Origin of the sequence: Photobacterium piscicola (assembly GCF_900166965.1) — a bacterium.
Classification (GTDB): domain Bacteria; phylum Pseudomonadota; class Gammaproteobacteria; order Enterobacterales; family Vibrionaceae; genus Photobacterium; species Photobacterium piscicola.
Map to the genome: position 1 here is coordinate 1 of NZ_FUZI01000014.1, position 25831 is coordinate 25831.

General features: G+C 36.7%; 21 protein-coding genes and 5 pseudogenes. 11 read left to right on the plus strand and 15 right to left on the minus strand.

Translation table 11 applies throughout. The features are described from left to right. The first annotated feature begins 518 nt into the window (after positions 1-518). The 3 genes and pseudogenes from CZ809_RS18970 (at position 519) to CZ809_RS18980 (ending at position 3710) form a co-directional block, all read left to right on the plus strand. Entirely contained in the window at positions 519-1430 is a 912-nt protein-coding gene (locus CZ809_RS18970) for a helix-turn-helix domain-containing protein (RefSeq protein ID WP_080159097.1), read from the plus strand. Positions 1431-1667: 237 nt separating this feature from the next. Next, positions 1668-1874, plus strand: coding sequence for a DUF2158 domain-containing protein (locus CZ809_RS18975; protein ID WP_080159098.1), 207 nt, complete (start codon positions 1668-1670; stop codon positions 1872-1874). Positions 1875-2357: 483 nt separating this feature from the next. Next, a pseudogene (locus tag CZ809_RS18980) lies at positions 2358-3710 on the plus strand (ISNCY family transposase). Between the two features lie 137 nt (positions 3711-3847). Here the strand turns inward: CZ809_RS18980 and CZ809_RS18985 are convergent. The 11 genes and pseudogenes from CZ809_RS18985 to cas3 all read right to left on the minus strand — a co-directional run bounded on the left by CZ809_RS18985 (position 3848) and on the right by cas3 (position 14159). Continuing rightward, a pseudogene (locus CZ809_RS18985) lies at positions 3848-5158 on the minus strand (ISNCY family transposase). 358 nt (positions 5159-5516) lie between these two features. Further along, positions 5517-5816: a type I-E CRISPR-associated endoribonuclease Cas2e gene (cas2e, locus tag CZ809_RS18990; protein WP_080159099.1), complete on the minus strand. Its 300-nt coding sequence runs from the start codon at positions 5814-5816 to the stop codon at positions 5517-5519. A 137-nt stretch (positions 5817-5953) separates the two neighbouring features. After that, positions 5954-6739 (minus strand): type I-E CRISPR-associated endonuclease Cas1e, encoded by a 786-nt coding sequence (gene cas1e, locus CZ809_RS18995; RefSeq protein WP_235865978.1) that lies wholly within the window; start codon positions 6737-6739, stop codon positions 5954-5956. Beyond that, positions 6739-7401 (minus strand): annotated as a pseudogene (cas6e, locus tag CZ809_RS19000) (type I-E CRISPR-associated protein Cas6/Cse3/CasE). The gene cas1e and the pseudogene cas6e overlap by 1 nt, the downstream one beginning before the upstream one ends. Positions 7402-7405: 4 nt before the next feature. Continuing rightward, a complete protein-coding gene (cas5e, locus tag CZ809_RS19005) occupies positions 7406-8164 on the minus strand; it encodes a type I-E CRISPR-associated protein Cas5/CasD (RefSeq protein ID WP_080159100.1) in 759 nt (252 codons plus the stop codon). Positions 8165-8174: 10 nt separating this feature from the next. Beyond that, positions 8175-8870: a type I-E CRISPR-associated protein Cas7/Cse4/CasC gene (gene cas7e, locus CZ809_RS21410; protein ID WP_306341433.1), complete on the minus strand. Its 696-nt coding sequence runs from the start codon at positions 8868-8870 to the stop codon at positions 8175-8177. A 9-nt stretch (positions 8871-8879) separates the two neighbouring features. Next, positions 8880-9038, minus strand: a complete 159-nt coding sequence (locus CZ809_RS21415) for a hypothetical protein (RefSeq protein WP_235865979.1) — start codon at positions 9036-9038, stop codon at positions 8880-8882. Beyond that, on the minus strand, positions 9023-9208 hold the full coding sequence (locus CZ809_RS21420) for a type I-E CRISPR-associated protein Cas7/Cse4/CasC (protein WP_235865980.1): 186 nt from the start codon (positions 9206-9208) through the stop codon (positions 9023-9025). Before CZ809_RS21420 ends, CZ809_RS21415 begins: the two co-directional genes overlap by 16 nt. A gap of 68 nt (positions 9209-9276) precedes the next feature. Further along, positions 9277-9798: a type I-E CRISPR-associated protein Cse2/CasB gene (casB, locus tag CZ809_RS19015; protein ID WP_080159101.1), complete on the minus strand. Its 522-nt coding sequence runs from the start codon at positions 9796-9798 to the stop codon at positions 9277-9279. A 165-nt stretch (positions 9799-9963) separates the two neighbouring features. Further along, positions 9964-11455, minus strand: a pseudogene (casA, locus tag CZ809_RS21565) (type I-E CRISPR-associated protein Cse1/CasA). Position 11456: 1 nt separating this feature from the next. After that, the gene (cas3, locus tag CZ809_RS19025) at positions 11457-14159 is read right to left on the minus strand and encodes a CRISPR-associated helicase Cas3' (protein WP_210434302.1); all 2703 of its coding nucleotides are present in this window, start codon (positions 14157-14159) and stop codon (positions 11457-11459) included. A gap of 871 nt (positions 14160-15030) precedes the next feature. Between cas3 and pepT the strand changes: the two genes are divergently transcribed. From pepT to CZ809_RS19040, 3 genes are all read left to right on the plus strand, one after another. Next, positions 15031-16260, plus strand: coding sequence for a peptidase T (pepT, locus tag CZ809_RS19030; protein ID WP_080159103.1), 1230 nt, complete (start codon positions 15031-15033; stop codon positions 16258-16260). A gap of 2 nt (positions 16261-16262) precedes the next feature. After that, on the plus strand, positions 16263-17627 hold the full coding sequence (gene dcuC / locus CZ809_RS19035) for a C4-dicarboxylate transporter DcuC (RefSeq protein WP_080159104.1): 1365 nt from the start codon (positions 16263-16265) through the stop codon (positions 17625-17627). 200 nt (positions 17628-17827) lie between these two features. Continuing rightward, a complete protein-coding gene (locus CZ809_RS19040; protein ID WP_080159105.1) occupies positions 17828-18898 on the plus strand; it encodes a replication initiation protein in 1071 nt (356 codons plus the stop codon). Between the two features lie 796 nt (positions 18899-19694). On the opposite strand, the gene CZ809_RS19045 is transcribed toward CZ809_RS19040, so the two are convergent. Further along, positions 19695-19955 (minus strand): relaxase/mobilization nuclease domain-containing protein, encoded by a 261-nt coding sequence (locus tag CZ809_RS19045; RefSeq protein ID WP_080159106.1) that lies wholly within the window; start codon positions 19953-19955, stop codon positions 19695-19697. Next, the gene (locus tag CZ809_RS19050) at positions 19945-20262 is read right to left on the minus strand and encodes a plasmid mobilization protein (protein WP_080159107.1); all 318 of its coding nucleotides are present in this window, start codon (positions 20260-20262) and stop codon (positions 19945-19947) included. The genes CZ809_RS19045 and CZ809_RS19050 overlap by 11 nt, the downstream gene beginning before the upstream one ends. A gap of 273 nt (positions 20263-20535) precedes the next feature. Between CZ809_RS19050 and CZ809_RS19055 the strand changes: the two genes are divergently transcribed. The 5 genes from CZ809_RS19055 to CZ809_RS19075 all read left to right on the plus strand — a co-directional run bounded on the left by CZ809_RS19055 (position 20536) and on the right by CZ809_RS19075 (position 23676). After that, the gene (locus CZ809_RS19055; protein WP_080159108.1) at positions 20536-20874 is read left to right on the plus strand and encodes a hypothetical protein; all 339 of its coding nucleotides are present in this window, start codon (positions 20536-20538) and stop codon (positions 20872-20874) included. Between the two features lie 28 nt (positions 20875-20902). Continuing rightward, the gene (locus tag CZ809_RS19060) at positions 20903-21658 is read left to right on the plus strand and encodes a nucleotide-binding protein (protein ID WP_080159109.1); all 756 of its coding nucleotides are present in this window, start codon (positions 20903-20905) and stop codon (positions 21656-21658) included. Further along, positions 21651-22157: a hypothetical protein gene (locus tag CZ809_RS19065; RefSeq protein WP_080159110.1), complete on the plus strand. Its 507-nt coding sequence runs from the start codon at positions 21651-21653 to the stop codon at positions 22155-22157. Before CZ809_RS19060 ends, CZ809_RS19065 begins: the two co-directional genes overlap by 8 nt. Before the next feature lie 118 nt (positions 22158-22275). Further along, on the plus strand, positions 22276-23226 hold the full coding sequence (gene trbB / locus CZ809_RS19070; RefSeq protein WP_080159146.1) for a P-type conjugative transfer ATPase TrbB: 951 nt from the start codon (positions 22276-22278) through the stop codon (positions 23224-23226). Positions 23227-23292: 66 nt separating this feature from the next. After that, positions 23293-23676: an H-NS family histone-like protein gene (locus CZ809_RS19075; RefSeq protein ID WP_080159111.1), complete on the plus strand. Its 384-nt coding sequence runs from the start codon at positions 23293-23295 to the stop codon at positions 23674-23676. A gap of 360 nt (positions 23677-24036) precedes the next feature. Here the strand turns inward: CZ809_RS19075 and CZ809_RS21200 are convergent, their stop codons facing one another. Further along, the gene (locus CZ809_RS21200) at positions 24037-24189 is read right to left on the minus strand and encodes a hypothetical protein (RefSeq protein ID WP_159447957.1); all 153 of its coding nucleotides are present in this window, start codon (positions 24187-24189) and stop codon (positions 24037-24039) included. Positions 24190-25259: 1070 nt separating this feature from the next. Next, positions 25260-25627: pseudogene (locus CZ809_RS21425) on the minus strand (DDE-type integrase/transposase/recombinase); the annotation flags it as partial. Positions 25628-25831: the final 204 nt, after the last annotated feature.

A 25831-nucleotide genomic window follows, 5' to 3' on the forward strand; every position in this document is an offset into this window, starting at 1 on the left:
TTTACAGGCAAAAACAAATAGCTCAAATTGATATTTATCAATATCTCAATAGAACTTGAAACACACTAATTAATTTTATTAATATTTACTATTAAATATCAGAGCCTCACATTTAACATAATAAATAAAATACGTATTAAATATTATGCCTCCCCTCCCCTGTTTAGTTTGTTTTTTATTTAAGTAATATTATCCACTATTAACAAGCACTTCTAGTTTTTATTGTGATAAGTTATTTTGTTTTAATATTAATAATTAAATTAACCCCCCCTTACATATACGCATTAACAATAACTAATGGGGTTATAATATTGATTTTAAACATATAAATATTGCTGCACATTATATTTATTATGTTAAATGTGAGGCTCTGATATTTAATAGTAAATATTAATAAAATTAATTAGTGTGTTTCAAGTTCTATTGAGATATTGATAAATATCAATTTGAGCTATTTGTTTTTGCCTGTAAAACTGGGCATTTATTAATGATAAGTTAACAATATATGAGTTTGTATTTTGAAAAAATTAGATGTTTTATTAGATGCAGATAAGAAAAAATGGGATGTATTTATTCGAGAGTTAGAGTTTAAATGCATCAATGATTTTATGGGTAGTATTAGTGATAGTAGCATTCAAATGCATGAGTTTAATTGTGGATCTAAACTAGTTAATATACATTCTTCTCCGTATATTAGTCAGCTTAAATTCACGGGTAATACTAACAATACATTTTTTATTGTTAATTCAATATCGTCATTGTTATATAGTGGTAGTGGTAGTCATGCTTTCTCTCAGAATGGAACATCGGTATTTTTACCATCAAATAATCAGTTTAATATAGAATCAAAAACAAAACGTCGTTCGTTGTCTTTGTTTTTAAACCGGCAAAATATAGCATCATCAAATGACTATTATATACTTGATCAATTTTTATGGAAAAAATCTGACCGATTAGAGTCCGGAAGTATTATTGATAATACTATTCAGCAATTATATCACCCTCATTCAGATTTGTTTTTAGAGAGAACATTTTCTCTTATTTCTAATTTGGTATCATATGAAATTGAGAAAATTAAAAATAATACTAAAAAAGTAGAACAAATAAATTTTATTAATGATCTTTATCAAATTATTAATGATGGATTTAAAAATCAAGATTTTAATTTATCATTTATAGCTAGAAAAATGGGTGTGTCTGAACGAACGATTCAGAATAAAAGTTTGTTATATGGAATTAAATTATATGCGCATATTCAACAAAAGCGTGTTAGATATCTTAAGTTACTTATAGATACTCAGCCATCTTTTAATAATGAGTATTTAGCGATTAAATCAGGCTTTAACTCTATAGCGACAGCGAATAGAGTTTTTATGAGTGAGTTTGGATTTAGTATTAGTTTTTATAGGAAAAGTAGTCGTCATATATAATGAAAATATTAGATGTTTTAATTTGTTATTTTCATATATTTTAAAGATGTGGCACAGCAAATGATAATATGTTTCATATTGGTGTGTAACATGTTTTTAAATTGCATTGTATTTGTTAGCTACTGTGTATTTTTTTCTATATTATAGAAAAAAAGTTGTATATTGATATTAATCGCTTGAAATATTTAATTATCACTCTAATATCGCCACTGGTAACTTGTTTCATATGAGGTTTTTATGGTTAGTAAAGAAGTTTATGTGGTTGGCGATATTGTTGTGTTAAGATCTGGCGGTCCAAATATGACTGTAAATGAAGTAATTACAGAAAGTTATAAAGGGAAAGACGGCTTATGTAAAGAGAGTTATTTTTGCCAATGGTTTGTTAATAGCAGGCTAGAAAGTGGTCTTTTTTCTCAAGAATCATTGCTGAATATGTCTCTGTAAATAATTATGTGTAATTACTTTTGTAATGATTCCTAATCAAATAGGTTCACTTGGTCATCTATTTGGTTATTCATATAGCATACAACTTGCATCTTAGTTAAATAGAGGCTTTCACATAGAATAGAACTGTCTAGTTTCACGATAGAGCCTCGTTGATTGAAATTAATGGGGCTTTTTTCTATCCTGCCAGTCATAGAAAACCAGTGACAGTTGTTATGCTCCTGACAGACAGCCAAGAGCACCCGAGCTGATTATACATTAACTTGCCTATCCCCTATCATTTTTTTGTCATTTCGTTCTAAACCCATAAATTAAGTAAATTTCTGCTTTTTGGCCTCTATTTAACATATGATGTATTTTATGCGTATTGAGTGTAGCTCCCAAGGTAAAGTGTCTCTTTTTTGCAAAGCTAAAATGTCCTGTTTTTCTATAGTGATCAGTATCTGCTGATCAATGTGAGTTAAACAAAATATGTTGGTTACCATGAATGACAAAGAGATATTTCGCTTAGGTACAATTCGTGATGTTTGTGAAAAACGAATCAAACGTAAAGATGCTGCACAGCTTCTTAATGTCAGCGTTCGTCAGGTTCAACGATTAATAACACGCTATCGAGATCTTGGTGCTGTTGGTTTAGTTCATCAACGTCGTGGACAATCACCAGGCAATAAAATTAAGACTGATATACGACATCAATGTTTAAATCTCATCCACGAATATTACTCAGACTTCGGACCCACGTTAGCACGTGAAAAACTGATTGAACGCCACGGCATTAAAATTGGATTAGAAACCTTACGCCAATGGATGATCGCTGATGGCCTTTGAGTACCACATTTCAAACGTAAGCCTCGTGTTTATCAACCACGTCATCGACGTGATTGTTATGGTGAGTTAATTCAGATAGATGGCTCACATCATGATTGGTTTGAAGGCCGCAGCGACAAATGTTGTTTGTTGGTTTTCATTGATGATGCCACCGGCAAACTGATGAACTTACGTTTTAGTGAAACAGAATCTGCGTTTGATTACATGGTCGCCACGCGTGAATATGTTGAACACCATGGCAAACCCACTGCTTTTTATAGTGATAGGCATGCGGTATTTCATGTCAGTAAACGGGATGCAAAAACCAACCGTATGACTCAGTTTGGTCGTGTATTGCATGACTTAAACATTGAATTGATTTGCGCAAACAGCTCTCAAGCCAAAGGTCGTGTTGAGCGTGCCAACAAAACCTTACAAGATCGCTTAGTCAAAGAAATGCGTTTACAACACATTGATAATATTGAACAAGCTAATGCGTGGCTCCCCGACTTTATCACTGATTTTAACCGACGTTTTGCTAAAGCTGCTCAATATCCTAAAGACATGCATCGACCATTACGAGAATCAGTAGATGAATTACACGATATTTTTGCATGGCAAGAGCCAAGAAAAGTATCAAAATCACTGACATTTCAATATGATAAAGTCATCTATTTAATTAATCCTACCGAAGAAAATCAACGGCTTGTGCATCAAGTCGTTAAGGTTATTGATCGCCCAGATGGCACCATCGCCATTCAATACGGCCATCGTAAATTAGAATTTAAGGTATTTGATAAGCTTGAAGAAGTCGATCAAGGTCAGGTGGTCGATAACAAACGCTTGGGCGCAGTATTGAAATTTGCTCAAGCGAAACAGCAACAATATGACCAACAACAAAAGCGTAGTCGCAGTAAAAGTGCCCCCAAACGTACCGCCCAACAACGGGCAATCCGTCAACTTGAAGCCATCAATCCAGTGTTAGTTCACCCAGAACAATTTAAACCCAGCACCAGAAAAAAGTCCTGACTTCCCTACTCTATAACCCCAATTTCACCACAATGAACTACCTTAAAAGGAGACATTTTAAAAGAGAGAAAACATTGAGTGTAAACCCATGTTGCAACCATTTAGAAATGTCACTTTTTCTAAGTGACAGAACTTTGTTATTTAGTTTGGTCATACATCACTGGGTTCATTCGTGATTGCCTTCGTTGTTCTTGTCGCCTTGGAGTATCTGAACGACTACGCTCTCTTAAACCTTCTGATTCCAATCGTTCTTGCTCTACCATCGCGAATCTCAAAACAACGTCTAAACGCTTATTCTCAACTATCTCTCCCTGATTTATTCGCTCCAATTTATCAAAAATACTGTAACCTAATGATTGACCTAAATGCTTAATATCTATTTGATCGTCAGGATAATCATGTATCATGATACTTCTACCCACAAGATGTTCATTTTCTATCGTTTTTTCAATTAAATACATTACCTTGTCATACTGTAGCGTTAGTGATTTAGTTACTTTTCGGGAGGTTTGCCAAGAAAATATGTCATATAGCTCTTGCGGGGTTTCGTAGATAGGTCTGTGTACATTCAATTGACGTTTAGCTGGCTTAGCAAAGCGTTTATTATAGTTATCTATAAAGCTTGATAACCACTCGTTTGCTTCTTCTATCCCATTAATTCCGGCTAGCCTCATCTCTTTAACTAAGCGGTCTTGAAGCGTTAAATTAGCGCGTTCTACGCGCCCTTTAGTTTGTGGAGTATTGGCACAAATTAACTCAATGTTTAATTCTTTTAGTGCACGACCGTATTGAGTTAGTTTATTGCGGTCTTCGTTGCTAGCATGGTTAACACGGAAAACACCGTGTTTATCCGTGTAGAGCGCGACAGGCTTACCATGTTGTTGTATATACTGTTTGGTCGCAGCCATATATGAAAACGTCGATTCTGAATCACAAAAATATAAATGCATAATGGCGCTTGTTGCGTCATCAATAAAAACAAGCAATGTACATTTATCAGCTCGGCCTTCGAACCAGTCGTGGGGTGAACCATCAAGCTGAATAAGTTCGCCTATACAATCTCTTCGTGCTCTTGGTTGATAAATCTTGCGTCTTTTCTTAACTTTTGGTTTCCAGAGTTTTACCGAAATCATCCATTTTCTAATGGTTTCAGTAGAGAGTCTAATGCCATGTATTTCAGATGATTTTTCTGTCGCTAGCGTAGGACCAAAATCAAAATAATGGGTCTGAATTAAATCAATAACTTGTTTTTTCAATGTGGCATTGAATTAACGATTACTTGGATTTTTTGAAATTAAACCATTAGCCCCAAACTGTCGGTATTGATTAACCAATCTTTGAATATGCCTACGGCTTAGATTCAGGATTTTAGAAGCATCAATTTGTCTAATACGCTTATCACAAACGTTTTGTATTATTTCGAGTTTCTGAAGCTCTTTTGTGCTCATCGTGAGTAACATTCCAGCACCGTAGGCTGATTCTTCCATAGGAAGAATCATACACTAATGTGACATTTCTAAGTTGGAGGAATGTGACATCTTAAAGTAGGGCTGACAAAATTTATAATCTAATGAATTCCCTTGTTTTTTTATGATTAGCCTATAAATCGGTCCAAAGTGATAATTTAGGATCGTGTAACATCATCAACAAAATAACAACGTCATATTGGAGCTTATTTGAGGTGACTTTCTTAGATAAAATGCGGTTCATCCCCGTGGATACGGGGAATACTCTAAATTTATTTCATTGATTTATAAGATAAATTACCATCAATAAGAATCTACCAACATTTTAAAGAACATTTTTTCATTCAGTTACCATGTCAGCAGGTAAAAATTTCACTAACCGTAACCCATCTAAATCAACAGGCTCTCGACGATTTTTACCATAGGTTTGAAAATCAAAGCCAGATTCGGTATTGGTTCCCCATGCCATTACAACATTGCCATCTTCAGCAAGACATTCAATTTGTTCCCAGATCATTTCCCTGATTTTTCGAGAAACGTTGCCTATATATACACCCGCCCTAACTTCTAATAACCAAACAGCAAGACGTCCTCGTAATCGAGGCGGTACCACTTCAGTAACCACCACTAACATACTCATAAACTATTTGCTCCTATGGCCACTATCACCAATCGCAATTGGCTCTGGTATTGCAGGAGGTTGTGCATCTATATAAGGTTCAGGAGGTGTAATATCCCCAGCACTGAGTACTTCATCGATGAGTGGTATCAGTTTTTTCAACGTCTGGTGTTTACGGAATTCTTCTCTACACGCCAGTCTAACTTGTCTATCAGGAGATAATGGCCGATATGAGGCAACTTTAAATGCAACTGGTACGACAGTTTCAAATTTGATGATGTCTGCATATCATAGACAAAGGAAAGCGGCTTACCTGTATGTAAAAAGCCAATAGCAGGTGCATAACCCGCAGCTAGAATGGCTGCTTCTGTTACCCCATATAAGCAAGCTGTCGCCGCACTAATACATTGATTGATTACATCACCTTTTTCCCAGTCTTTTGGATCATAACGGCGGCCTTTCCATTTCACATCATATTTCAGAGCCAGTTTTTGGTAGGTTTTACGAACTCGTGCCCCTTCAATTCCACGTAACTGATCAACACTACGCCGAGCTGGGGCGACATCGCCAAAACGTAATTCAAACATTTTACGAACAACTTTTAGGCGCAAATCAGGGTCTAGCGCTAATTTAGCCTGATAAAGAAGCTTATCTGAGCGGGCGCCTCCAGGTTGTCCAACAGAATAGACTCGAACACCTGCCTCACCAACCCAAATTAATAATGTCCCTGTGGTTGCCGCTAATTTTATCGCAGCATGACTAATACGCGTTCCGGGATCTAACAATAAACAAGCAATAGATCCCACTGGTATATGCATACGCTCGCCATTAACATCATCAATAACAACAAAAGCGCCATCTCTAACATCAATACGCCCCATTCCAACAAATATCATTGAATTGCGATCTTTAATTGGAATAGGTTTCAGTGGGATAAATGCCATTAGATACCTCGAATTAACATTAAACCGCAACCTAGTGCTTTTGCTCGCCCAAAACCTTGTTGATATTGAGTGAGGAATTTTTCAGGATCCTGTATCGTCAAGACGCCTTGATAATCCACACTAGAAAATTGAATACGCTGCTTCGTTTTTTTGTCACTTTGATGCTGGGTATAAGCTTCAATATCAGGTACAACATCAAGGCTGATCCCCCATTGTTCTAAACGTTTAGGATCACACAGCCATTGTTGAGCCGCTTGCTGCATATAATGCGGTAACATTTCAGCACCAATACCTTGTTGCTTAGCTTGGTATTTAGCATGCATCATCACATCATGACGCTTTTTTGTCGTATTATTCCAAACAGTTGGATTTACACGTAATTTAAACGCTAAACGCTGCCCGATTTTTAATTGCGGAGTAAACGGCTTGGTCTGTATTTACCATTGCGCATTAGTTTCATCAGGAGCAACTTGCGATAATACCCAAAAAACGGGTAATCCATTGGGCATTAGCTCTTGGCGATAAATAAATTGGCGTTCTGATTGTTGATGAAATAATTGCCATAGTAACTGGTGTGCAGCATAGGCATCGTTACGTTGTAGCATCAGCAATGTTTCTGCTAATGTTGCCGACGGTGCAAGCGTTATTTTTGATAAATACATACTGTTATTCACCCTCTAAAATCGGCAAAGTTACTTGGTGCATAATACGCTGGGTAAACTGCCACCGCTGACGATTGAGAGGTTCATCCCATGGTTGAGTTGTGATCACCACGTTATCGTCAATGTCACCCAACGCTGCTTTATCGTCCGGCCAATAGTAAGTCGCAACACGATGTTGACCAACACAGCCAAACCAATAACGATCACTTTTTTTACTTCCCGTAATAGCAGGAAATGGCGTATCTAATGCTTGCTTTAATGAACATGATTCTAAAATAGTTGGCATTAACGGTAACGCTGGCGGACACGACTTACGGCCAAGGCACAACGGGTAGGTTGGTGTTAATAACGCTTGCTGTAGTTGTTCAAATGAAAACATAGCATCATTCGTCAGTGATACTGCAACAACCCAGATCCCATCACAGCGATAATCACGACTTGATAACACTGTCGCCAACTTGCCCATATCAAGCTCTTGTTTACGAGTGTGATAGTGCACTTTGTTATTATTAGCAGCTACTTGCGTCGTGTGATAATCGCGTAACAATGAACTTGGTACCAATTGCTTAATCGCAAACTGTACGCTTTTTTGTAGCATCGTCAGTGTTGGTTGATCATCACGTTTAATACCAAGCCCTGCGCCTAACAATCCTAATAATGCAGAACGAGATGGAATAATGCCGGTATGGCGATCACCGCCAACAGCCGGTTGCCCCCAACTCGCCATTGCACCATAAAGTCGAAAAACTAAATAAGGTTGCATATTTGCTCCCTTACTCAGTCACAAACTGACAAAGCTCTGCAAATGATCCTTCACCAATCATTGCATTAACTTCATAACGACTTTCAGCACAAGCGCCATAAACTTTATCAAAATTAACAGCTTGCTTTGAAATAGAATCAATCGCTGCCGTTGCCATATCTTGGTCATTAATTGGTTTTAAAAATGCTACCGATAATGAACGTGGTTGTTGCTGACCTTTTTCTGCCATGACGTAACTCGCATAAGCGCGTGACGCAAAACTATTTTGCTTACCCGTAGGTGAAACTTTAACTGCAGCTTCAGTTAGAGCGGCAATCGCAGCATTAGCAAGAGCTTCATCACCACTAAGGTTTTCAATTAACAGGGTTTTATTGATGCAGATATAGTTATAAAACAATGCAGATGCAAACCCTGCTTCGCCAATATGCGCCGAGCCTGAATCTGTTTTGCCGTCGTTAAGATCATCGACAGCAGTAAAATAATCATCTTCAATAGTCACTTGATGGACACTGATTGCATGTGCCACCTGACAAGCAGCATCAACATTAAACTCTGGTGCAGAAGCTAACATGCGACCAAATAAAGCAATATCAACAGCCGTTTGTTGTGACTTTAATGCTTTTAATTCATCAGCAGTTGGATCACGATCTTCTTGTGCAATAACAGCAACTAACGATAACGCTAAATCTTTTTCTACAGGGCTAATATGTGCTAATTACTCAATGTCTAAGCTGTCTTTTTTCAATTTTCCAAACTGACCAGCAATTAATCCCGCCCATTTTATCGCGTTTTTCTCTTTAACATTTAAAGCAATCAATGCATCAAATACAGTTTGTCCAAAACGTTTAGTACGAATACCTAGCTTGCCAGCCATCGCTTGTTCAAATAAATCAGAAGTGCGCAATGACGTTTTTGACTTTGAGAACTGACACGCAAACGCTCAAAACCACCCATTTTTGCTGTTTTAGGACGACCTAAATCATCACGGTTTAAGTTAGATGGTGCGTAAGAGGTAAGTGTATGAAGCTGAATAAATTGGCTCATTATTGATGATCTCATAAAAATAAAAATAGAATGAAGTCTTATTTTGCTGCGCGATAGTAATCCATTGCTCATTTCACGCTAATGCGATTTTTAGCTCGAACTAAACCTGAATGGTGGTATTCGCTAAACCATTGTTCGATATCCTTTGCTAGAGCTAATGGCTCTACTTTCCCTTTCATTAATTTCAATAAACGGCGCAAAGTACGTAATAATTCATTTGGCGTTTTAGCTGCTTGTAACTGGGAAAATCGCATTTCACTGACTAATGATTTATCGCCTTTTTCTGGTTTCTTACCTGCTGCTGCGGCTATCCCATCTTGATAACCAGGAGATACATGAATTAACGACGCAGCAATAACAGCCCAACATTCCATGTCATTAGCGGAATGTGATTCTTGCTCAGGAAGGCTTAACCATAATGTACGAAAAGCATCTTGCATCAATACCGCATCGACTGATTCGGCCCGCTTTAACTTTGCTTTATGACCACTTGGTGCCGATAGTAGATGCTTTTCTTTTAATTCAGCCTCAGAAAGCACTAAACTTTGCCACCAACCCCGAAGTACCTTTTCTTCTGTGTTACTTAGCATGTTTTTTATCCTTAGCGACTATAAGGTTATGATCATTGTTAAATGCTTTAATATTTTTACTGCCATATAACCACCCCATTAATTTTCCTCTCGCATCCATGCGCTTTGCCATTGAACGTATATCGCCCAAATCATCTAAGGCATAACTATCAAATAATTGCTCGCTCACTGATTGATGGTATTGCGCCAATATTTAGCTTGCTCTGAGGTTAAAGCGGGTTGCTGTTGATTGAGATTATGAGCGATATGAGAAACCGTTAAATAGAACGTCGCTTCTGTTTGTTGCCAAAAATCAAGATCAATAAAACTGGTATCGCCTTTAGTTTTATCTTTCTTTTTTTTATTTTCTTTTAGTTTTCGTTCTTCTGGATATTCAAACCATGCCGCTTTTATTTGGCTTCGGGTTTGATTAAGTGCGTTATTAGCAAGATCTTGTAATTCTTTTGTCGCATAAATAATGTCATCATGGTTTTCTGGTTCCACATCAAACAACGGCATCATAATGCTGTACCAACCACGAGGTTTCATTTTTTCCATATCATAACCAAATACCCACAGTTGCGGATTTTCAGGTAATTTTCGTCTCGCTACGGCGTTATAATGATCAACAACACGCGCACAAATATGGCCATTACCATCACTGGATAATGTCAGTACATCCCAATTTTTATAGCTAATACCACCTGGTTGTCCTTTTTGGGATAGATGACCTTCATTCGTTTTTTTAGGGTTCCATTTAAAATGGTGTAAATGGATGTGGATCCCAATTGCCGACATAGTTATTACCGTAGGTTTTAGTACGATAATGACGAACGCTATGTTCGCTATTTTCGCTATTTTCGCTATTTTCGCCACCTATCAAGCATTGTGTAGACTCATCATCAACCACCAATCGAATCCGCCGCGGCATTGCCCAATACACATGTAACGGGTGGACCCCTTCTGTTGATGGGTAAATCTCACTGCCTTCTTTACTACTTTCAATTGTTGGTGCTAACCACGGAAAAACACTGCCATCATGAAAATTAGGCTTATCATAACGCCATATGTCGTGATTAATGACATTGAGCCAGAGCTTGTGCCATAACGAACTTTGTTCATCACTCGGCATCACCAACGTGGCTAATGGCCCTCCACCACATAAACCAGCTCTATGTCCTCGACCGCCTTCTGGAGCATTAATTTGTAACGTAAATAATGCCAATGCCGCCATTGCTGGTGACATCACTTCACCGATACCACGTTTAACAAAAAAGTCAGTATTATCCTTAATACCCTTAGAACTTGGTGCATCAATTAATAAACCGCTAATTGAGTTCATTTTTTGCTGAGATAATGGATCATGATCTTGCATAAACAAGGGACCATCACCTGTTAACTCAAACGCATGTTCAATCGTATTAAAAGCTAGTTTTAGTTCATCGTTTGTTGGTTGATGTGCGTAATACTGGTGCCATTGCTTTTTATCTTTAGGTGCAAAAGCCGTTTGTAATATCCCTATCACTAATTGATAAGCAGCCCCCTGAAAATCAGCACGAGGTAACGCAAAATCAACAATATCAGGATCTGTAATTGCTATTAGTTGGCGCCATTCTTGATCACCATTACGAAGTCGAAAGGGTAACCATGGCGCATGAAGTAAATTCATTGTTTTCATCTTATTGATTGCGCTGATAAAAGCCACTCGTCGCACTATAACCAAACATGGGATCCTGCTCTGGATACCAAGGTTGTATATATTTAATATTGGGATAACGTTTTGCTAACGATAAGGTTTGTTGTTCCGTTAATGGTTGTAAATGATCTGCATATTTAAGCTTTGCTACTGACAAGGTACTAAGGGCGATCGCATGACAAGAGCCTTCTTGCCAAGGTACTAATTCCCCTACCTCATTGCATTTAAGCACTAAAATTTGGGCCGTTTCTCTATCACAAAAACGAGTACTGATATCATACTGATCTTCTGACCAGTGTTTTTGACTACCATCACAATATCCATATTGGAAATCAATAAGTTGTGATTTTGCGGAGGCAGTTTTTAAGCTTTGCTCTGCAATTAATTCATCTTCTTTCGTAATTAATGCAGCAGGGATCTGAGCTTGGGACTCTTCGCTATAAACAGCCTCAATGAGAACACGGGCTTTGCTTGGCATACGAATAGCACCAAGCTCAATGAGCTTACGTTGAGCAAGCCATAATCGACCAGGAGAGCGATACACATATTCAGTATTACGGAAATGTCGACTGAGCCAATCAACCTGCGGTTCTTCTTCCCATTTCGGCGCATGAAGATACAGCACTGGCGAAGAACGCTGATCAACACCACTATAATATTGCCCATTAATATCTCGTGTATGACGGTGTAATCGACCAGCATGCTGGATCAAGTCATCTATCGGACAAATATCAGAAATCATTACATCCACATCAGCATCTAAACTTTCTTGGAAAACCTGAGTCGCAATAAGTACAGTACCCAGACGTTGTTCACCGGTAATAAGCTCACCATCGACTGTTTTTTTACTGAGGCAATTTAAGACTTGTTGCTCAATACGTTTTCTATCAACTAACGTAAATCGGCTATGAAAAAGCATAACTTTTTGAGGTGATAAATCACACTCAGCCTCTGCTAACGCCTGAGTGACAAGATCATATGCAGTGCGTGCATCATCTACCGAGTTTCTTATCCAAGCTACACATTGTCCCGCTAGAACAGCTTGAACAATTCTCTCAATACAAGCCGTTTCGGTGTGAAGTTGGGTAACGGTTACTTCGCGACACACATCAGCCCGACTTTTAAGTGCCGTTTCAATGACAGGATTTAAAGGTTCTAAGCAAACCTGTGTTGCCAGTGGAAAATCATTAGCACTGGTGCAAGTCAGTTTTTTCAGCGGTAATTGCCCAGCTTTTAACCAAATATTTGAAAGGTTTTGGCGTTGTTCAATTGATAATGTCGCAGTGAGTAAAATGGCTGAGCCACCATGACGTAGATGTTGTTCTAATAAAGATTCTAATAGCGTAAACATATATTCATCAGCGGCATGAACCTCATCAAAAATCAAAATCTTACGATGTAAACCTAATAATCTAAGTGATTGATGTTTTCTCGGCAATACCGCTAACAATGCTTGATCTATAGTGCCAACACCAACAGTGGCAAGCAGTGCTTTTTTACGAGAATCAGCTAACCAAGCATTACATAATGCAGTTGCGGTTTGATCTTGTTGATAATAATCATCATCTAACTTTCCTGATGCCAATTTGACCGTTTGAAAACGATCATTTAAAGCACTGCTGCTTTGAGCTAGTACAATGCTGGGCATAATTCGATCGTGATCATTCTCAAACATATTGGAATAATGATCGGTTACACGGTTAAACATCGCATTTGACGTCGCCATGGTTGGTAAACCGAAATAAAAGCCATCAGCAACACCTTGTGCCATTAACCGATGAGTTAATGCGAGAGCTGCCTCTGTTTTACCAGCTCCGGTAACATCTTCTAATACAAACAATTGAGGAGAATCAGAAAGCGGAACAGTTTGTGCCCATTGTTGTAGCGGAGTTGGTTCAAAACCAAAATGATGTTGAATTGAAATAAATTTAGACGGTTTAGCACGTAAAGAAAAACCGGTCTTTATTAAAGCATTAGACGCCTGTTGCAGAGCTTGTTTCCAATAGTCAGACAGAGGCATTTTGGTTCTGTTATAAGGAAAATAATCGGTGTTTGAACCAAGCCAATCAGCCAAAACAGTGATCCCAGCTAAATGCCAACTCGCCTGTTCTAAGCGTCTAGTATCAATTAATTCAGGTAAACAAGGCTGCAATAGCTCATATAGCACATGAACATAGTCACGCACATCATCAGTATTTTTTGATTCAGTAAACTGTTTTAATTCTCGAGGCTTGGTTATTTCAACAGGCGCGCCATGATGCCCTAAGACCACATTCATTAATATATTGAGATTATCGAGAATATCCTCTTCATCTTCATCGCAGTCATCTGCTAAAAGCGTAATAACCTCATCACAAATTTGGTCCCAAAAATACACACCTAAGCGATCATGCTTGGCTTTTGATGCATCATATTGTTTCGCAGAAAACCCTATATTGCTTGGTGAAAGAGCTTGAAAAGCAGAGGTAAGTTTCCCTAAATCATGCAAAGCAATAAAAAACACAACCAAGTTAGAAAACTGCTTTTCATCAATATCAAGTAGTTGAGATAATTCACTCGTTAGAATTGCATCAGTTGAAAGCAGTTGTTGTCCAACAGCTGCAACATCTAAGCTGTGATAAGGTAATAAATGATAATGAGATGGATCTGATTTATCTGTTTTCCCCCAGTAATCGTAATAGCTCACTATCGGTTCATCCCCGTGGATACGGGGAACACTCTAAAAATAATATACTGATTTCTATATAAAAAAAAAGGCTCTCTATTTCTACCAGCCATTTAAGAATAAATTAACAGCTTTAATTTATAAGCTCTTTTAAAATATATTTACCCTCAATCAGCTCTTATTTCAACTAACCACTAACGCTCTCACTGCTTTTATTTATATTGTTCTAATTTTTCAGGATCTACAGACAGCTGAATACGATTCGTCTTGAGAGTTTCATGATGTCGTTCTAATAAAAAGTTCTAAATCCTGGAGTAGTTTCTATCCCTTTCCTTTTATAAACATCAGAACAAATTTCACAAGAATACGAGCAACAATACTTATTGGATATTAGACCTTTATAAGTCGATTTTAAAATTATCCGAGGAGCAAAGGTAGTAAGACAAACCAGATAGCAAATAAACTGCAACAGCGGTGTGAACACGCTAGGGGGGCTAAGCACGTGCAATTTCTCATAAAATCTGATTAAGAAAAAAGACCGCCTATTGAGGTGGTTGTAGATTGGTTTGCTGTATCCCGCCACATAGGCGGCTTAGAAGTTACAACCCCCATTGTAATCAAGATTTACAGTGTGTCCCACCACATAGAAGAGTGTCATTTCGATCTAAGTGTTATCCGATACCAACGGCATTACATACTCCTACTGTGTAACCGTTATTGAGACATCATGTTTGAATTCGATTGAATAAGTTGTTCTATCTGTTTTATTTGCGCACCATCAATGAAATGTAAATAATTATTTTCAAGTTATCGTTATTGAGGAAATTGTCACTTAAAAAGAAACCTAAAAATCATAACATCTTTGTTTTATAAGTAATTTTGGATTAAAACTATGAATATAGTAGAACGTTTTTTAGGTTATACAAAAATTAATACAACCACAAATCAAGCAAATGGTGCAGCCGGTATCATGCCTTCAAGTACCGGCCAATATGAATTAGCGTGTTTGGTTAAAAAGCAATTAGAAGCTCTAGGTTGTGTTGATATTGTTCTTCGAAATACCGCAATTCTTACCGCTACTTTACCGTCTAACTCTAAAAAACAGTTACCAACCGTTGCCTTCTTTGGGCACCTTGACACTAGCTCAGAGCGAACTGAAGATACGCATGCTGAAGTTGTTCATTATAAAGGGGGAAATATTCCATTATCTACTGGTCCAATTCTTTCTCTAAAAGAACAACCAGAACTTGCAAATTATGTTGGGCAAGAAATCATCGTGAGTGATGGACAATCATTACTTGGTGCTGATGATAAAGCGGCAATTGCAGCCATTTTAAATGCGTTGCAGTTTTTTCACGAAAACCCAGAAGTTGAACATGGAACGATAAAGGTGGGGTTTGTTCCTGATGAAGAGCAAGGGCTTTTGGGAGCAAATGCATTTGATGTGAATGAGTTTGGTGCTGATTTTGCTTATACACTAGACTGCTGTGGAATTGGTGAGTTTGTTTGTGAGAACTGGAACGCAGGTAATGCTGTAGTTACATTCACAGGACAATCTGCACATCCTATGAATTCAAAAGATAATTTGATCAATTCGTTATTATTAGCCAATTCATTTATGACCCAATTTCCAGCAAAAGAAACACCAGAGTATACAGAAGGTCGTGAAGGTTATTACTGGATGAAAAAGCTTGCAGGAAACTCAGCGAAGACCGTTCTTAATATGGATATTCGAGATTTTACGGAAGAAGGCTATGCATATCGAAAAGCCTTTATTACTGAGCAAGTTCGTCTTTTTAATGAAGCTAATAACAATAGAGCAGTTCTTGAAATTAGTGATCGTTATAGCAACGTGCATAACTTTTTAAAAGACTCTACATTACCTGTTGATTTAGCAATGGCGGCTTATAAAGAAAATGGCATAGAACCAAAAGTGATCCCTATGCGTGGTGGTTACGATGGAGCTGTACTTTCAGAAAAAGGACTACCGTGCCCTAATATCTTTACTGGAGCACATAACTTTCATTCGATATTTGAGTATCTACCTGTTCCATCATTAATCGCTGCGAGTAATGTAGTTAAAACAATAATTATTAATTTAACAGAACATGAAGGTGTATAAACATGGTTCAGTTAATACTTGTTCTTATTATTGTTGTTATTGCCGCCAGGATGATTCTAAAAGGCTATAAAGCTGAGCCCACCTTATTGATGTCAGGTATAGTTTTAATTTTTGCTACTGGAATATTTGGTTGGGGGCCGATGCTTCCAGCCTCAGTATCGTCAACAAATTTCTCTGGATTTGATCCGTTTAAGTATATCCAATTTCTAATGGGGTATCGTGCGGGTGCATTAGGTTTGATGATAATGGCGTTAGTTGGCTTTGCTGATTATATGAGCCATATTGGCGCTAACGCAGTAGTCGTTCGCTTAGCTACAAAACCATTAAGCCGCATTAAAAACAAAAACATCATGCTGTTCTTTGCTTATTGTATGGCGAGCACTCTTCAGCTTGCTATCCCATCAGCAACTGGATTAGGTGTGTTATTAATGGGGACGCTGTATCCGGTAATGCTAGGTTTAGGCCTTTCTCGTGGTAGTGCTGCAGCGGTTATAGCTAGTTCGTTGGCGGTAAGTTTTACCCCAACAGGTGTTGATGCCATTCGTGCTAGTGAGGCATTAGGCATGGATTTAATGAGTTACGTTTATCATTACCAAGCACCGACATCGATCACGACAATGGTAGTGATCGGGATTATGCATGTTATCTGGCAAACCCATGTAGATAAAAAACACCCTGAGCAATTTGAAGAAGCCGCATTAGCAGAATCCAAAGAGGCAAGTTCTGCACCTAGTTACTACGTCATACTACCTTTGCTTCCTATTATTATGGCTGTATTTTTTTCTAAATTAGTGATTTCAACTGTTAACATGGATGTAACAACGATTGTCTTTGTTTCCATGTTTATCGCTATGTTGTGTGAATGCATAACAAAAAGAAGCTTAAAGGTTGTATTTGATGGCTTTGGTGTCTTTTCAAAAGGAATGGGAAATGCGTTTAGTAGCGTTGTTGTTTTACTCGTGGCAGCCGGTGTCTTTGCTTATGGGATCCAAGCTACGGGCGCTATTTCTAATTTAATAATGCTTGCCGAGTCGGTTGGTTTACCAAGTGTCGCAATGACTTTAGTTTTTGCTGTTGTTACCTTGATGGCAGCCGTAATTATGGGATCAGGTAATGCACCATTCCTAGCGTTTGTTGAGTTAATTCCAACGATTGCATCGAGCATGGGAGCCAATACAGCTGCGATGTTAATGCCAATGCAACAAGCTTCAGCAATTGGCCGTTCAATGTCTCCAGTATCGGCGGTTGTTATCGCGTCAGCAACAGGAGCGAAGTTAAGCCCTTTTGATGTAGCCAAACGCACTTCAGTACCAGTATTGGTTGGTTTTGTGTTCCATTTTATTGTTGTATATGTATTTTATAGCTAAATTACATTTATATTTTTAAAACAAAAAAGCCACGTAACCTAAAATCATCAAAGGTTGTGTGGCTTTTTCTTGATAGTTAATATTGAGATTCTTAACCAACACAGATCAATAAAAACATGACACAATTTAGGTGTTAACCTACAAGAAACACCTAAATTATGTCATACTTAGCTTCGTCATGTAATCTATGGACAGAGCCTGTGAGCACCGAAGAATATTACTATCCAGCTGTTAGCGATAACCTACCAAAACACATCAAAAAAGGTCATCAACTCGTATTCAGTCGCCAAGACCTATCTGCTCGTGAAGCCGATCTGTTTGCATTGATGATCGCACAGATGAAAAGTAACGACTGGGATCACAGTACTCCTCATTACGCGTTCACATCTAACCAGCTTTCAGATTGGCTGGGCGTTGATACCAAACACATTGGCAGTAACTTAAGCCCTGTAGCTAACCGCCTTGCTAGCCGAAAAATTGGTATTAAGCGTGAAAATACAAAAGGGGATATCGAATTTGATTATCGACCTTTGTTCAAACATATCGCTTACAAGAATGGTGTGTTAACTATGGTTCCGAATGATATGCTCAAATCTGAATATATCGAATATAACCACGGTTTTGCGCTAATCAACACACGGAACTTTTTCGACGTAAAGAAAGAATACTCAAAACGTCTGTATGAGCTTCTAAGCCGATTTAAAAGCAAAGGCTATGAAATGCATGCGCAAAGCTTACAAGAGCTTAAAGGCGTGTTTGGATTACTAGATGAAGCAGGAAAAATAAAGAAAGATAAAAGTTCATTTAAGAACAACAGCGTATTTATGAAACGTTGTATTAGACAAAGTATTACCGATCTTTCAGAACACCCACAAATCAAAAAAGAGTTACTGTTTATCGACAGTGACAAAGGTGACTTTGGTTTTGAGTTAATAAAAAAAGGGCGAACAATTACTGGCATTCGTTTTTTATTCCGTTGGCTTAAACTCGGTACAGTAGACGAACTCAACCAACATGACGCTATCAAAACCATTAAAGAACTCGAACTCAAACGCCTACAAGATAACGTCAAGTTATCTGATGGTGAACTAGAAACGCTCGCTATTGCTTATCACTACGTTGGTAAAGATGACAAAGCCACAAAAATTGAAGAAACCTTAGCTAAACGTCATTTCACCCCAGTCCCCGATACTGAACCAACAGACGATATTGATGCATTTTTAGATAAAATTGATACGCTAAGTGAAGTCAGTGGTAATCCTGAATATTAGATTAGAACTAAATAACTAACACATTTTAGGTATTGGAAGAGATAGCAACAGTGTTTAGAACTTTTTGATGAGATATAGGACGCATTTTAGGTAAAAAAAGGATTTAAAACCTAAAATGTGTCATCTATTGATAAATATGGCCTTAAAAAAGTCATCATTGAATCGAATAACCTAAAAAAGCCATTTATCCCCAAAAAAACAAGAATCACACCTAAAATGTGTCACCTATATACCTAAAATAAGATCATAAACGCCTAAAATGTGTCACCTATACACCTAAAATAAGATCATAAACACCTAAAATAGGATCATAAACACCTAAAAAATGTTGCTTGAGCACCTAAAACTTGTCATTTAATTGCTTTTTTCTTTTTTATTATCAATAAGTTACAGAACCTATAGATCTTATAGTCTTTATAGCTCTTATAGATCTTTATAGTTTATATAGATCTTTATAGTCATTGTTGATAACTGGAAAATCAAAGATTTACACAGTTTCCCACAATAGATAACAATATTTTTTGATTTTATTTTAATATTACCAAGCTTTAATCGTACCAATTTTACCTTTTTGTTAACCTAAAGTGCTCTCTTTTGCTTGTATTCGTACATTACTCACCAGGAGTCCAAACCTAATTATTGTTGATACCGTATTTTTAATACTGCATTTTCTATAAATACTAAATTAACTAAGCCTATCTGAATTAACATATTCAAGAATACTGTGTTTATGATTGTTCATATATTTAGCTCAGGCTAAAGTTAGTAAAAAGCCATTATGTAATTATTAATAAGGTTAGAAATTAAAGAGAATGTTTGTTTTCTTTAAAGGAATAAATGAAACGACCAAATGCATTGTTTTATTCGTTTTTGTTCTTGTGTTCTTATTCTGCGACTTTTCAATAGACTTTACAGCCAATTCTAAATCATCATCTAAGCAGTTAGTCACACTTACAAAGTCAACTTTTTCATTGCCATTTTCAGTATCATTCATATAATTAACCAATCCTTTTAAGCTATTGGTTGCTTTTTTACTTGTTACTTCTTTAATTATCATTAAGTAACCTCCTTTTTATTTCACTAGAAATAAAAAACAAATTATCTTCAATTAATTTCAATTGCGATGGCGTATAGCTAACACTCTCTTTCAATGACAATCTAAAAAGATTACCGAGTCTTTTAAGATCAGTGTTCATTCTTAACAATTCATCAAATAAGTCATCATCATATTTAGAATGGATTTTTGCATTTAAAGCTGATTTGCGAATGTATTCCGAAACAGATATTCCAGCATTATCTGCTTTTTTCGCAATAGCTATTTTTTCATTTTTAGAAATTCTTGCTTTTATATAAGTACGTTTCATTTCAACCCCATGAGCAATTTATTGTGAAATCTTTTAGACGGTAGTCGCAGCTTCGCAGAACAAGTGTGTTTGGGGTAATAGCAGCTTGCTGCGTGTGACCCCAAACACCCATCTTGCCATTGTTATATACCCGATTTAACAGTAAAAAAAGCTGTTCCGTTTAATTCCAGTTAGTTCCGTTTAATTCCGCTTATTTCCAATTAGTAGGTATTTTTCAACTGTAAGCTCCGCTAATTTCCGCCTAATTCCGCTTATTTCCAGTAAAGGTACGGTATGACAAAAAAAAGAAGAATTGGCCTTGTCAATTTCAGGCAATACAAAGATGAAATAAAAGAAATGTATGATAAAGGGTTTCCAATAATTCATATTTTTGAAAGTTTCTCTGACAAGGTAGGTGTAAAGAAAACACAATTCTATGAATTAATGAATAAAGAAATAATTAAAAAAAATAAGCCAACAAATATCGAACCTAAAGTTAAATCCATTCAACATAAAAACCAACAACGAAATAATATTGATTCTAAATTGGATAATACAGATCCATTTAGAAAAAAAAGAAAACCCATTCATAACCCAACAATGACTGACGAACGCCGAAAAGAACTTTTCTAAACATAAATTAACGATAAGGATTTACATCATGAGTAATATACATTTCTTTTTACAAGGTAAAGGTGGTGTTGGTAAAACTCTAATTAGTAGCTTTACTACTCAATATTTAAAATCAATTAGTAAAGATGTATTGTGTATTGATACTGATTCAGTTAATCATACCTTTTCACAATATAAGTCATTTAAGGTTATTAAATATAATATCTATAATCCTGAAAGCTCATTTCTTGATGAAACCGTTATTGAACAAATGGCCGAATTTGTTTATGAATCAAATAACGAAAACATTATCATTGATAATGGTGCTAGTTCTTTTATGCCGTTAATGAAATATCTAACTGATAACGAAATAATAGATGCACTTAATGAGGCTGGACATAATATATATATTCATACTGTTATTACTGGTGGTCAAGGTCTTGAAGATACCGCAGCAGGCTTGCAGTCAATATTAGAAAACTTTCAATCAACCTCTGTAATTGTTTGGCTAAATTACAAATTTGGTGACATTTTAATGAATAATAAAAAATTCAATGGCTGGTCACTATACAAAAATAATAGTGATGCTATATCAGGGATCATCCCCATTGATTTTAATACCAGCCAGTTATTTCAAAACGATTTAGAATTAATGCTAGGAGCGAAACATACCTTTGATGAAGCAATGACAAGCTCAAAGTTATTTAGTCGCAACAGACTAAAACAAATGAAAGAACAAATATTCCAATCAATAGAAGATACCGAATTATCTTGCTTTACTTCTAATGGTGAACAAGATGATTGATAAAGAAGATTTATCTATAAATGATGCCGAATACGCTAAAATAATTTCAGATATACTTGCCGCTAAATATGGCGTTATTGCTTGTGAAGAACCCATTATTCATACTGCCGTTGCTAACGCTGCCGCTCTTAATTTTCTGACTATTGAACTTAGAAAGTACTTTACTCAACAGCAATACAAAGTTAGTGAACAATATAGTGAAATAAATACTCATGTAGAAAATACATTAATGTTTTTTGAAAAAAACATGACGGCTATCATAAGAAAAAACACATCTGAATTACAGGCTGAATTAATTAATGAGCATTCGAAAATCACACGCAGACAAATAGCTCAAATTAAAAACATCATAGAAAATGACCTACCTAATGCATTTAATAACGGTATTAGTTGTCATGAATCAGAAACAACTAAAAAAGACTGGCCTCTTTTTTTTAGTGCTGGAACGTTTTGTATTTCAGTATTAAGCCTCCTCCTTATTATTTTTCACATGATCTAATTAACCTTTAAATATTAATTACGGCTTATACACATACCCACAGGGTCGCTGCGATGGCTTTAATGTCTTCACTCCCCTATGGATATGTGCATAAGCCCCCTTCAGGATGATCGTATTAATGCCAGAATCAAAACAAAGAGCAATAAAATCACTTAACTCTCATTTAGAACGAACAGGAATACTCGCATTATTAAATGACGATACGGTTATTGAGATAATGCTAAACAGTGACGGCTGGCTATGGGTTGAAGCCTTTGGTAAGCCAATGTACAAACATTGTATGATCACACCTGACGATGCCAATATTATTATTCGTTCCATCGCTCATTATCACAATGAATTAATTGATAAAGAATGCCCTGTTTTAGAATGCGAATTACCTACTGATGGTAGCCGCTTTGAAGGGATTGTTCCTCCCCTTACCGCACAAACATCTTTTACTATTCGTAAGAAAGCTACAAAAGTTTTTACTATGGATGATTATGTCCAAGGTGGAACGATGACTCAACATCAATACGAAATCATACAAGCAGCTATCGCTAACCGACAAAATATATTGATTGTGGGCGGAACAGGCTCAGGAAAAACCACACTGACCAATGCCGTTATTGATTCAATGATAAAATATAATTCTGATGATCGGATCATCATTATTGAGGACACTAATGAAATACAATGTACCGCTGAAAATAGCGTCATAATGCGAACATCGGAAAAAGCCAATGTGACGATGGGTAAACTATTAAGGGTTACACTACGTTATCGTCCTGATCGTATTCTCGTTGGTGAAGTTCGAGGTGGAGAAGCCCTCGACCTACTAAAAGCATGGAACACAGGACACCCAGGCGGTGTCGCGACTATCCATGCAAACTCTGCATTACTTGGTCTTGAACGACTTGAGCAATGCATAGAAGAGGTCTCAAGCAACGTTAATAAAAAAGTGATAGCCCAAACAATTAATTTATTAATTTTCATCAAAAAAACACCACAAGGACGAATAATCAAAGAACTTGCATGTGTACGTAGTTATGATGACAATCAATACAATATTGATTACTATTGTGACTAGACTCGATTACATATCAGTAATGTCTACAAAATCTTTTTAATCAGCAAGATAAGTAAGGTTTATATAATGTCAGAAACATTTAAATTACTTCTAAATTTACGCTCTTTACGTGCAGTTAGTCGTGAAATATCACTGGATCAGCTTCAAGAATCACTTGAAAAATTAACACAAGTCGTTAATGAGCGAACTCAAGAAGAAGAACAACTTCATGCTGAAAATAAAGAACGTAATGATAAATTAGAAGCATACCGTGAAATGCTTATCGCTGACGGAATAGCTCCAGAAGAACTATTAGGTTTAATGAGTGCAAAACCTAAAAAGTCAACTCGCCCACCTCGCCCTGCCAAATACAAATATGTTGATGAAGATGGCCAAGAAAAAACATGGACAGGCCAAGGTCGCACACCTAAATTTTTAGTTGATAAAAATCTAGAAGACTTTTTGATTTAATCTTAACTAACATTTTAACCCGTTAAGCCTGACGGGTTACATTCCCGTAATTCCGTCCTTAATGTATTATTACTATAAAATTTAAAACCAATGTCTACATAGCGAACAAATAGCAATAAAAACAATCATAATTACTGCACCTCCGTTCTTTGTTCTTGATATGAATAAAAGCAACAAAGAGAGTAAAGATACCCCTTTAAAAAAATGCTCTAAACTTTTAAAAAAGCAATACCTCCCCTTTCGATAATTAAATTTTCCCAATATATTCATCAGTAATGATCCCTACCTTTTGTAGGGCTAAAACCCTACAATTTTTATTGCCAAGTTAAAGGTGAAAGCAGTAATTTAAATCACCTCTTTTTATTCTATCCAATATTTTTCAAATGTTATTTCTCCGCCATCCTCTAGCAATCTATCAATTGCTTTATCTCGCATGGATTTATTTGCACCTTTCACATAATAAGTAATATATTCATCACCTTGAAGAACTTCAATTTCAGCGCAAAATTTCATGAAATTATAACTCCTTCAATTTTTTGCTTCGCATGTTTACTAGCTTTAAAGCTGTTAAGAATTTCATTTTTGTTGGAGCCTGACTGCTCCAACGGGGATACGTTGGTCGCTTCAAACTGATTAGTGATTGTTGAGTGGTTAGCTGTTAAGTGAGTCATGGTCGTGAGTCCTTTTGGTTTAAGTTTTCATCTTCGTCATCGCCTGACTGTTCGTACACATACCATCGTTCTAACCAGCAAGGGCGCGAAGCGGTGAAGCCTCCCTTGCCGGTTAGGTTGTGATAGGTGACGATTAAAAAAAGAAAGCGATTGAAGATTGAAACGTCCAAAAGGATGAACAATGACTAACGAGGCAGATAAACGCGATTACAAGCACTTATCAGGTAGAAGTGAAAGCTCTAGCTTTGTGAGTTCGACGGTAGGAGAATAAATGCGGTTAGTGAAATATAACCTGGTAAAAATTTGTCCTCGCTTGCGAGGAAGAACAAATTTTATCCAGGCTTATATTGAATGTTATTTCTTAGCCCTGACCGTTACCTTTGGTGAAGACCGCTTGCTGGCTGAGTTTCACTAGTGAAATAGGACATGGTTGCCTCGGCGGGGTGCTGCAAATCATTAATGTTTATTTATTGGTTCATCACGTACTGCAGCTGTTTTTAATTTTTCCAGCTCACAAATAGCATTATTAATGGCCGCTTTCACGTCCATCGTTTGACCTTTTTTATCTTCGTGTAATTGAGCAACTCTACAATTGATGTAAGTAACTACTCTACCCTATTATGATTATACAAACGTATAACCTTTACGGTAATTTTTCAGAAAACCTTTTGCATGTAAATCAGCAAACACATTGGTAATGACGCTTGGACTGATGAAAAGTTTCCAGTTTGAGATTACAACCCCCATTGTAAATATTGATTACAATGGGGGTTGTAATCGATACAAATACTTTTAATGAAATAAACTAAGATTAATTTAATGTTGTTTGCCCTTTGGTGACGGTTGCTAGCTAAGTTTTACCTGTAAGATAGATAGGTTACTCCGAATGGATGTTATAACATTTTCAGAAGAGGTTGGGCTGGTATGTTTTCGTATTTTAAATCCATCGAGGGCGACAATGAGCTTTTTGGTAATAGTATGATCTGACTCGATACCATTATTAAAATATTTGATTTGTCGCAGTTCAACATCCTCTCGTAATCGCCCTTCCTTACTTCAAACTGGCAATCGTATTAGCATAAGATAAAGCTTATCTGTATTTAACGTTTTAAGCTGATATCAATACTGTAATATTTTAGGCAGCACCAAAGAAATAGATAAACGGCTTTTTTATTACGCTTTGGCGAAAAATAGAAATCTAGTGTTTCACCTTGTTTATTAATAGCGTGATACAGATAAAACCATTTTCCTTTCACTTTGACGTATGTTTCATTGAGCTGTTACGAAGATTCTATCGTGATGAACTAATGACAACGTAACTTATTACGTAATGACGGGGCAAAGTATTTCTATTTAAATTCAATATTGATTATTGATTATTGAGGCGTGCCCCCAGACCAATCGAGTCGGCCATATTTTCGGAACCACACTAATACTGTAAAACAACCTTATTTAGGATAGGTCAACTTCAATAGAAAAGGGTT

Coding starts and splice junctions, on each gene's coding strand:
- cas1e (WP_235865978.1), bottom strand. CDS start 6,739: ATGGCATTTATCCCACTGAAACCTATTCCAATTAAAGATCGCAATTCA.
- CZ809_RS19060 (WP_080159109.1), top strand. CDS start 20,903: ATGAGTAATATACATTTCTTTTTACAAGGTAAAGGTGGTGTTGGTAAA.
- trbB (WP_080159146.1), top strand. CDS start 22,276: ATGCCAGAATCAAAACAAAGAGCAATAAAATCACTTAACTCTCATTTA.
- CZ809_RS19045 (WP_080159106.1), bottom strand. CDS start 19,955: ATGATAATTAAAGAAGTAACAAGTAAAAAAGCAACCAATAGCTTAAAA.
- CZ809_RS21415 (WP_235865979.1), bottom strand. CDS start 9,038: ATGGCTGGCAAGCTAGGTATTCGTACTAAACGTTTTGGACAAACTGTA.
- CZ809_RS19050 (WP_080159107.1), bottom strand. CDS start 20,262: ATGAAACGTACTTATATAAAAGCAAGAATTTCTAAAAATGAAAAAATA.
- casB (WP_080159101.1), bottom strand. CDS start 9,798: ATGCTAAGTAACACAGAAGAAAAGGTACTTCGGGGTTGGTGGCAAAGT.
- pepT (WP_080159103.1), top strand. CDS start 15,031: ATGAATATAGTAGAACGTTTTTTAGGTTATACAAAAATTAATACAACC.
- CZ809_RS21420 (WP_235865980.1), bottom strand. CDS start 9,208: ATGAGCCAATTTATTCAGCTTCATACACTTACCTCTTACGCACCATCT.
- cas2e (WP_080159099.1), bottom strand. CDS start 5,816: ATGAGTATGTTAGTGGTGGTTACTGAAGTGGTACCGCCTCGATTACGA.
- CZ809_RS21200 (WP_159447957.1), bottom strand. CDS start 24,189: ATGAAATTTTGCGCTGAAATTGAAGTTCTTCAAGGTGATGAATATATT.
- CZ809_RS19065 (WP_080159110.1), top strand. CDS start 21,651: ATGATTGATAAAGAAGATTTATCTATAAATGATGCCGAATACGCTAAA.
- CZ809_RS18975 (WP_080159098.1), top strand. CDS start 1,668: ATGGTTAGTAAAGAAGTTTATGTGGTTGGCGATATTGTTGTGTTAAGA.
- CZ809_RS19055 (WP_080159108.1), top strand. CDS start 20,536: ATGACAAAAAAAAGAAGAATTGGCCTTGTCAATTTCAGGCAATACAAA.
- cas5e (WP_080159100.1), bottom strand. CDS start 8,164: ATGCAACCTTATTTAGTTTTTCGACTTTATGGTGCAATGGCGAGTTGG.
- CZ809_RS19075 (WP_080159111.1), top strand. CDS start 23,293: ATGTCAGAAACATTTAAATTACTTCTAAATTTACGCTCTTTACGTGCA.
- dcuC (WP_080159104.1), top strand. CDS start 16,263: ATGGTTCAGTTAATACTTGTTCTTATTATTGTTGTTATTGCCGCCAGG.